At 65.9% G+C, this 8,007-nt stretch carries 13 protein-coding genes; 7 read left to right on the top strand and 6 right to left on the bottom strand.

Annotation, left to right across the window (positions count from 1 at the left end; all coding sequences use genetic code 11):
* Positions 1–6: 6 nt before the first annotated feature.
* On the bottom strand, positions 7–348 hold the full coding sequence (locus ADBZ5N_RS15760; RefSeq protein ID WP_526258984.1) for a twin-arginine translocation signal domain-containing protein: 342 nt from the start codon (positions 346–348) through the stop codon (positions 7–9).
* A 126-nt stretch (positions 349–474) separates the two neighbouring features.
* Here ADBZ5N_RS15760 and ADBZ5N_RS15755 point away from each other — a divergent pair, with 126 nt between their 5' ends.
* On the top strand, positions 475–1,605 hold the full coding sequence (locus ADBZ5N_RS15755) for a nitronate monooxygenase (RefSeq protein WP_526258982.1): 1,131 nt from the start codon (positions 475–477) through the stop codon (positions 1,603–1,605).
* A gap of 2 nt (positions 1,606–1,607) precedes the next feature.
* Here ADBZ5N_RS15755 and ADBZ5N_RS15750 read toward each other — a convergent pair whose 3' ends face one another.
* Positions 1,608–2,045, bottom strand: coding sequence for a hypothetical protein (locus ADBZ5N_RS15750; protein ID WP_526258980.1), 438 nt, complete (start codon positions 2,043–2,045; stop codon positions 1,608–1,610).
* A gap of 97 nt (positions 2,046–2,142) precedes the next feature.
* On the opposite strand from ADBZ5N_RS15750, the gene ADBZ5N_RS15745 reads away from it, so the two are divergent.
* The 5 genes from ADBZ5N_RS15745 to ADBZ5N_RS15725 all read left to right on the top strand — a co-directional run bounded on the left by ADBZ5N_RS15745 (position 2,143) and on the right by ADBZ5N_RS15725 (position 5,544).
* Positions 2,143–3,132, top strand: coding sequence for an ATP-binding protein (locus ADBZ5N_RS15745; protein ID WP_526258978.1), 990 nt, complete (start codon positions 2,143–2,145; stop codon positions 3,130–3,132).
* Positions 3,129–3,440, top strand: a complete 312-nt coding sequence (locus ADBZ5N_RS15740) for an STAS domain-containing protein (RefSeq protein ID WP_526258976.1) — start codon at positions 3,129–3,131, stop codon at positions 3,438–3,440. The genes ADBZ5N_RS15745 and ADBZ5N_RS15740 overlap by 4 nt, the downstream gene beginning before the upstream one ends.
* 75 nt (positions 3,441–3,515) lie before the next feature.
* Positions 3,516–4,250, top strand: coding sequence for an ANTAR domain-containing protein (locus ADBZ5N_RS15735; protein WP_526258974.1), 735 nt, complete (start codon positions 3,516–3,518; stop codon positions 4,248–4,250).
* A 92-nt stretch (positions 4,251–4,342) separates the two neighbouring features.
* Positions 4,343–5,002 carry a hypothetical protein gene (locus ADBZ5N_RS15730; protein WP_526258972.1) on the top strand — a complete coding sequence of 220 codons (660 nt, stop codon included), beginning with the start codon at positions 4,343–4,345 and terminating at the stop codon, positions 5,000–5,002.
* 2 nt (positions 5,003–5,004) lie between these two features.
* A complete protein-coding gene (locus tag ADBZ5N_RS15725; protein ID WP_526258970.1) occupies positions 5,005–5,544 on the top strand; it encodes a YceI family protein in 540 nt (179 codons plus the stop codon).
* Between the two features lie 5 nt (positions 5,545–5,549).
* Here ADBZ5N_RS15725 and ADBZ5N_RS15720 read toward each other — a convergent pair whose 3' ends face one another.
* Positions 5,550–6,305: a L,D-transpeptidase gene (locus tag ADBZ5N_RS15720; RefSeq protein WP_526258988.1), complete on the bottom strand. Its 756-nt coding sequence runs from the start codon at positions 6,303–6,305 to the stop codon at positions 5,550–5,552.
* 147 nt (positions 6,306–6,452) lie between these two features.
* On the opposite strand from ADBZ5N_RS15720, the gene ADBZ5N_RS15715 reads away from it, so the two are divergent.
* Complete coding sequence (locus ADBZ5N_RS15715) at positions 6,453–6,815, top strand: carboxymuconolactone decarboxylase family protein (RefSeq protein WP_526258968.1); 363 nt, start codon at positions 6,453–6,455, stop codon at positions 6,813–6,815.
* Positions 6,816–6,838: 23 nt separating this feature from the next.
* Here ADBZ5N_RS15715 and fdxA read toward each other — a convergent pair whose 3' ends face one another.
* The 3 genes from fdxA to ADBZ5N_RS15700 form a co-directional block, all read right to left on the bottom strand.
* Positions 6,839–7,177 (bottom strand): ferredoxin, encoded by a 339-nt coding sequence (gene fdxA / locus ADBZ5N_RS15710; RefSeq protein ID WP_526258966.1) that lies wholly within the window; start codon positions 7,175–7,177, stop codon positions 6,839–6,841.
* A gap of 95 nt (positions 7,178–7,272) precedes the next feature.
* Entirely contained in the window at positions 7,273–7,824 is a 552-nt protein-coding gene (locus ADBZ5N_RS15705; RefSeq protein WP_526258964.1) for a lipoprotein LppJ family protein, read from the bottom strand.
* A 25-nt stretch (positions 7,825–7,849) separates the two neighbouring features.
* On the bottom strand, positions 7,850–8,007 hold a 158-nt coding region (locus ADBZ5N_RS15700), incomplete at its 5' end, for a class I SAM-dependent methyltransferase (RefSeq protein ID WP_526258986.1).

Genomic DNA, 8,007 nt, shown 5'->3' with positions numbered 1-8,007 from the left:
ACCTGCTCAGGGGTGATAGCCAGGCGCCAACACAGCCCCCGGATACATGCCGTACCCGCCGTTGACGTAGAGCGAGATGCACTGCGCCCGGAACACTTCACTGCCCACGCTGCAGTTGAGCAAGGCTGTCTGATCCGGCGCCGATCCGATCACGCGAGGCGGGCGGGGTTGCAGGCCGCAGTTGTCCACATAGGGGTTGAGCGGGAACACGCCGTTGTAGCACGGCGTCTGCGGCAACGGAAGCGGTTCGGCGAGTGCCTCGGGCGATGGTGCCAGCAGAGCGATCAGCGCACCAGCGGCCACACCAACACCGGCCAAGAACTGTCTGCGACGCTCTACGGTGAGCACGATGTTGACGTTACTCCCAATTCCGCGGAGACGCTGTGACCGCTGCGCTGGCCGCTAAACTAGAACACGTTCTAAACTAGAACACGTTCCAGTGGGTTCGCCCGCAGTCAGCAGAGGAGACCTCCCATGCACACCACACTCTGCGATGAACTGGGTATCGAGTTCCCGATCTTCGCGTTCACCCACTGCCGGGACGTTGTCGTGGCGGTCAGCAAGGCAGGCGGTTTCGGCGTCCTGGGTGCGGTCGGGTTCACGCCCGAACAGCTTGAAATCGAGCTCAATTGGATCGACGAGCGAATCGGCGATCACCCCTACGGCGTGGACATCGTGATCCCCAACAAGTACGAGGGTATGGACACCGACATGTCCGGTGAGGAACTCGCCGAAGCGTTGCGCAAGCTGGTACCCCAGCAGCACCTCGACTTCGCCAAGAAGATTCTGGCCGATCACGGCGTTCCCACCGCCGACGCCGACTCCAACGCCCTGCAGTTGCTGGGCTGGACGGAAGCGACGGCCACCCCGCAGGTCGAGGTCGCGCTGCGGCACCCCAAGGTCACCCTGATCGCCAACGCCCTGGGCACACCGCCGGCCGACATGATCGCCCACATCCATGCCGCGGGCCGCAAGGTCGCGGCGCTGTGCGGCTCCCCTGGCCAGGCCCGCAAGCATGCCGACGCCGACGTCGACATCATCATCGCCCAGGGCGGGGAAGGCGGCGGCCACTGCGGCGAGGTCGGCTCGATCGTGTTGTGGCCGCAGGTGGTCAAAGAGGTGGCCCCCCGACCGGTGTTGGCGGCGGGCGGTATCGGCAGCGGCTACCAGATCGCCGCCGCGCTGGCCATGGGCTGCCAGGGAACCTGGTCGGGCTCGCAGTGGCTGATGGTCGAGGAGGCCGAGAACTCCCCGGTGCAGCAGGCCGCCTATGTCAGGGCCAGCAGTCGTGACACCGTCCGCAGCCGGTCATTCACCGGCAAACCGTGTCGGATGCTCCGCAACGAGTGGACCGCGGCCTGGGAGGCTCCGGGCAACCCGGAACCTCTGGGAATGCCGTTGCAGTACATGGTTTCCGGAATGGCGGTCGCCGCAACCAGCAAATATCCCGACGAGACCGTCGACGTGGCGTTCAACCCGGTCGGCCAAGTCGTCGGTCAATTCAGCAAAGTGGAGAAGAGTTCCGCCGTCATTGACCGGTGGGTCCGGGAATACCTGGAAGCCACCAACCGCCTCAATGACCTCAATGAGGCGGCGTCCGCCTGAATTCAGCTGGCAGGGACGAACGAACTGCCGTTGCCCCAGTCCCCGACCTTCAAGATTCCGGGCTGCCAGCCCCGCTCGCCAAGGCAGCGCATAGGCAGGCCGTCCGGAGACTGTGCCGCCCCCCGCGGGCCGGGGCAGGACGAACCGACGTCCTGCACCCCGTACAGCCTGTCGGAGATCACCCAGAAACCGGTGCCTGGCGGCGGGCGGTCCATTCCGACGTAAGACAGGTTGGGGATGAAGCGGCACGCCAATGCCTCACCGCCGACCCCACGACCGAAGACGAAGCGGTCCCAGCGATAACACGGCGCGCTGAGCGCAGCGTCGTAGACCATATTCGGAACGTCACCGGGATAGGACGTCCCTTCAGCAACGGCCGCCGGCGCCGCTCCCAGTGCGCCGCCCAGGACGGCGCTTGCGATCACAAATTCGCGGATCATTCCCAGAGCGTAACCGCTGAACTTGCGCCGTCGCGGCAAACCACGCACTTGATAGGCTGCCGCCACCGGCGCTCTGGGGAACTCTTGGGGGAATCGAATGGTTGATGAGGTGCTTCGCTGGGAGGGCAACACCCCGGCGCATGCCTTTTCAGACGGGCCTGGCGGCTTCGGATCGCTTGCCACCCCATGGGGTTTTGCGGCGCGCTATATCCCCCGGGATCTTGTCGGCTACTGGATGGACATCGTCGCTCTGACCGCGGGCCAGACCGGCGTCGTCCTGGGCTGCTGCGCATCCGAGGACCGGCACCCCAACGCCGATGCCCTGCGCCACCAAGCCCGTAATGAGCTGTTACGGACCGCCGATCCGGTGCGGACCCTGCGCGGCTTGGCCGAGTTTCCACTGTCGGCTCTGTGCGCCGTGATCGGCAGCGACACAATTCAGTTCAGCACGTACGGACAGTCCGGCGCTACGCTCAGCTCTCCCGGGATGACACCGGTGGCACTGACCGCCGCGGCGGGGCGGGTCGCCGTCAGCCCGCTGACCGCAGGAGCGACGGTCGTGATGTCGACCGGTCCGATCGGCTCCCCGGCCACCCTGCTGGGCGACTGTGCGGGCCTACATCCCGACCAGTTGGCGGACCGGGTGATCCGGGGACTCGCGTCGGGTAGCGGCGCAGCGGCGGTGCTCTACCGGCATCCTCCAGAACCGATGAGTATCACCACGCCGGCCGACCCGGCCAGCCTCGCAATAAGCCGCGGACTGCTGCGGGACTGGCTGACCGGCGCGGCACTCGACACCGAAGTCGCCGCCGACGTCCTGCTCGCCGCCGGCGAAGCCACCGCGAACGCAACCGAGCATTCCGTGCTCGGCACCCCCGGTCCGGTCGAGATCACCCTCGAAGCCGAGCTCACCGATTCCACTCTTCGGCTGCGGGTGTACGACAACGGCTGCTGGAAACCTGCCACCGACTCCTCTGGCCACCGCGGTCATGGCCTACACCTGATGAGAGCACTGATGGATACCGTCGAAGTGACGACCAGCCCTCAGGGAACCACCGTCGCAATGGTCAAGGAGCTGCCGCGATGAATCAGGCACGGTTCGCCGTTACCGGACCGACCGCCAACCAGCCGCCGCTGGTTAGGGTCGCCGGAGATATCGACTTAGCCAACGTCGAGGAGTTCAAAGACGCAATGGCCAAGGCCTGCAATGGATCCCCGGCGTTCAGCGTCGACCTGACCGAGGTGAGCTACTGCGACAGCGCTGCCGTGCGCGCCCTGTTCGCGCTGGCCGCGACGACCGACCTGACTATGATCGTCAAACCGACCGGCCACATCACCACCTTGCTGGCGATCTCCGGCCTTGACCGAGTAGCCACCGTGGTGAGGACCGAATAGCAGATGCCCGCGCCGCTGTTTCGTCCCCGGCACAACGATGCGCATCGGGAATTGTTCGATCGAATTCTCGAACGCGTGCATCACGACGTGCCCGAGGCGGTGGCACTTGCGGTCAGCGTCCATTCCAAACGCGAAGGAACGACGGTCCTGGCCACCCGCGGCATCGGGTCCGGGTATCTAGACGCGCAAGCCGGTGGCCTGGGCGGGCCACTGATGGTTGCGGTGGATCACCAGGTACCGGTCGTGAGTCTGGACGTCTGGTCCGATGACCGCTGGCCCGCCCTGACGTTGGAGTCGGTGCAGTCCCGGTCGCCCGTCGAGGAGGATTTCGCCCGGGTGCGGGGCGCGGTGGCGGTGCCGGGCGTGTGGCAGGCCGATGAGACGGTGGTGCTGTCATGCCTGCTCAGCGTTCCGGCCAACGCTGCGACAGTGACAAATTTGATTGGCTACGAGCAACTGATCACCGCCGCGTTGGTGACCTCCGTCGCCGAGGGGACCGACGGAATTGCCGACATGCTCGCGGTGCTCCAGTCGCGCGGTGCCATCGAACAGGCCAAGGGCGCGATCATGGGCTGCCTGGGCTGCGACGCCGAATCGGCCTGGGCGACCCTACGGCAGGCCAGCCATGAGTCCAACGTCAAACTGAGGGTTCTGGCCGTTGCCCTGGTCGAGCACATCGGGGGTGCGCCGGCCGAACAACCGGGCAACGCCGCGCCGATAAGCCCAGATGACCGCGCCCGCAGAGCGGCCCGACTGTTGTGGGCGGTGCTCACCCACAGCCCGCGGAGCGCACCGGCCGCCGCCGACTGAACGCCGGCCGTCGCGGAAACGCCGCCGCAGCAACGCCGGATTTTCGGCGCGAGGTGGTTCGCTAGGGCGAGACGGTCGAAGGGAGCGCGAGCATGTCGTCAAGGATTGGACTTGCTGGGGTTGCAGCGGCTGTGGCGGGTATCGCGGCACTCGTCCCAACAGCGGCCGCGGAGCCGACGGGCAGCAACACCGGCTATCCCACCGACGAGTTTGGCTACACCGATTCGGCGGCTCGCTGCGATGACACCGTGGTGGCCTTCGGCCGTACCTCCCACGCCCTGGTGGCGATCTGCGTGCGCCCCGACGGCCAACTCGAATACCGGGGCGTCCGGCTGAGCGACCAGGCGTCCCTGACGATGCCCGCCAGCCGAGGCTCCGACGGCACCGTCACCGCGTCCAACGACGGGGTCACCTACACCGTGACGCCGGATCAGCTGCTGGTTTCCGACGGTGAGAACGTGCTTTACCGCGACGCCTGGATCGAGTTCCGCGAACCGGGCTTCTCCGGTGCCTCGTCAAGTGCCCCCACCGAGACTTCTCCGGGGACTTCTCCGGGGACTTCTCCGGGGACTTCTCCGGGGACTCCCACCGAAACCCCCACCGAAACCCCCGTCGAGACACCCACCCAGACTCCGACGGCTGCCCCGACGCCCCCCGAGGCTGCGAACCCCACGCCCAGTTCCGCAATGACATCGTCGTCTCCCACGGTGAGCACCACCACCGTCACACTTACCCCGACCGAGCCGAACTGATCATGGCGAACTGGACTCTCGGCCCGGCCAACGGCGAGCTTCTGCTGCGTACCGGCGTCACCGGCCGAGCCGCCAAGATGGGCCACCGCCTGACCATGGCCATGCAGTCCTGGGTGGCATCCGTCGATTGGTCGGGCGACACACCGGCACACGCCGAACTGACCGTCGACGCCGACTCCCTTGAAGTCCTCAGCGGGGAGGGCGGGGTCACTCCCCTGGGCGGAACCGAGAAGGGTGTCGCCAGATCCAATGCGCTGAAATCTCTGGACGCCAAGAAGTTTCCGCAGATCCGGTTCGCCGCCGATGACATCACTAGAATCGCCGACGGCTACCGGATGGCCGGAACAGTAGAGATTCACGGCACCTCCCGGCCCCAGACAGTCGACCTGAAAGTCGAGGACACCGGCAAGGCGTTGGCGCTGTCGACTCAGGTGCGACTGCTGCAGACCGACTTCGGGGTCAAACTCATCTCACTGTTCATGGGTGCGATGAAGGTCTCCGATGAGGTGGTCATCGATTTCCGCGCCACCCATCCGAAGTAGGTGCCCTACCAGTTGATGACCACCGGGTCGCCGTAACCGACCTGGTTGAAGTACCACAGCGCGTTGTCCGGACTGAGGTTGATACAGCCGTGGCTGACGTTCTGCCAGCCCTGCGAACCGACCGACCACGGCGCGGAGTGCACGTAAACCCCACCCCAGGTGATCCGCACGGCGTCGGCGACCGTCAGCTTGTAGCCTTCCGGGTCCGTGAGCGGGATGCCGATCGTCGAGGAATCCATCACGATCGACTTGTACTTCTCCAGCACGCTGAATGAGCCGACCGGGGTTGCGAAGCGCGGCTTTCCGAACGACGCCGGCATCTGCCGCATGATCACCCCGTCGATGCTGACGGTGAAGGTGTAGTTGGAGATGCTCCCGACACCCAGCACCGTCGAACCGGTACCGAAGCTGCGACGCTGGCCCCCGGCCAGAAGTTGGACGGTGGAGTGGGCCGGCCAGAACTTGTCGGGCACCCAGGCCACCGTTGTGTCCCCGCGCCACTCATACCGTCCGGTCATCTCGGTGTGAGAGGTCACCTGAATGGAGCGCTCCGCGGCGGCGCGGTCGGCGACTGGACCGGTGAACGTGACAATGATGGGAGCCGCGACGCCGACGGTCTGGCCGTTGTACGGCTGCACCGATGCCACGGTTGCCGCGGTTGCCGACGGGGCGATCGCCGCCACACTGGTGGGGGCAGTGCCCACCATCGTGGCAACCGCGATTCCTGCTGCGGCGAGTGCCCGTCGTAGTGCTTTCGCCATAGTGGTGTTCAACTCCCTGCTCGTCATATCGCCCCAGCAAAAGAAAGTGTAGTTGCAGCCGCGGCCCCGCAAATTATCCAGGACCCCAGCTTTTACTTCAATCTAACCGCTAACGGCGTTACAACTGCCGCAGATAGGGTCGGTCCCATGGGTGAACATTGCCATAGCCACCAGGCGCTCGACGAGCTCCGGCCGCAGCACCGGGCGTTGCGTCAGGAGATCCCGGACGTCTACCGGACGTTCAACGAACTCAGCGCAGCCGCGCTCGCCGACGGGGCGCTGTCGACGAAGGTCAAGGAACTGATGGCCATGTCCATCGGCGTGGTGCACGGCTGCGACGGTTGCATCGCCTCCCATGCCCGCGGCGCGGCCAAGGCCGGGGCCACCACCAAGGAGGCCGCCGAGGCGATCGGCGTCGCGATTTTGATGCACGGCGGCCCGGCGACCGTTTACGGGGCTCGCGCCTATGCGGCGTTCTGCGAGTTCACCGAAACCAACCCGCCAGCCTGATCAGCGGTCTTCACCCGGCGGTATCAGGCGCTCGGCAAGCCGGCCACCATCGGTGTGTCGACTCCGACGGCACCCAAATCGCCGGCCCCACCCGGTGTTCCCAGGGGCGCGTCACGCCCGGGGAGCACATCGGTGAAGAAGGCGGCGTTATCGGCGCGGAACTTCCGCTCGCTTTCGGGAAGATCGTCCTCGTAGAAGATGGCGTCAACTTCGCACAACAACCGGCACGCGCCGCAGTCGACGCATTCGTCCGGGTTGATGTACATGGTCCGGTCGCCCTCGTAGATGCAGTCGACAGGGCACTCCGCAGCACAAGCCTTGTGCTTGACGTCCACACATGCGCTGGTGATCACATAAGCCATGGCGACAAGTGTATGTGTGACCGGCGGTAGCAGACACGGGTCGAAGGCCCAAAACGCCGGGGACCAAAGTCCTCTTTCGGCCGTCCGTCAGCGCGTCAGTCCAACAGCTCAGCGGTGACGTCGACGAAGCCGGTGTTGTCGAGCCGATGGTCGGTGACGTTGCGGCACTCCCCGTAAATCTGCAGCGCCCCGCGGCCCTCCAGATCACGGTGGCGGTGATAGATGGCAACCATGCTGTCCTTGGCCAGCGTCCGCCCGCCCGGATGCCGTCCGGGGGGCTCGCCTTTCCGCCAGCCCGCAGCCGTCATGGCACGTTCGATCCCGTCGAAGTACGCCGCCGTCTCGGCCACCCGGGGTACATCGAAGGTCACGTACACGACGCCCTGATAGGGCGGCTGGTCCTCGCTGCTGCACGAAACCAGCCGATAACTGGCAGACGGTGAGCCCAACGGGCCGGCGAATTGGCGGGCTACCTCCACCACCTGGCGGCGGGACTGGTCGTCGGTCAGCGGGGCCACCGTCGCCGCCGGCGGTCGGTCAAAAGCCCGATGGGTGAGGACCACCAGAACGCCGAGCGTGAGCAGCGTCACCAGGGAGCCGGCGAGGATCAAGATGGCCGGGCGCGACCGAAGACGAGTGGTATCCATCGTCCCTTCGATGCTACCGACGCGTTCAGCAGTCTTTGACCAGGGTGAACTGGCAGATGTCGATATAGCCGTCGCGGAACGGTTCGACGCACCCGGTCAGGTACTTCAGGTAGCGGTCGTAGACCTCCTCGGACTGGATCGCCAGCGCCTGGTCCTGATTGGACTGCAGGTTGGCCGCCCAGC

Origin of the sequence: Mycobacterium sp., from assembly GCF_044370595.1 — a bacterium.
In the GTDB taxonomy this organism is placed as follows: Bacteria; Actinomycetota; Actinomycetes; order Mycobacteriales; family Mycobacteriaceae; genus Mycobacterium.
This window is presented reverse-complemented; position numbering and strand designations above follow the sequence as displayed.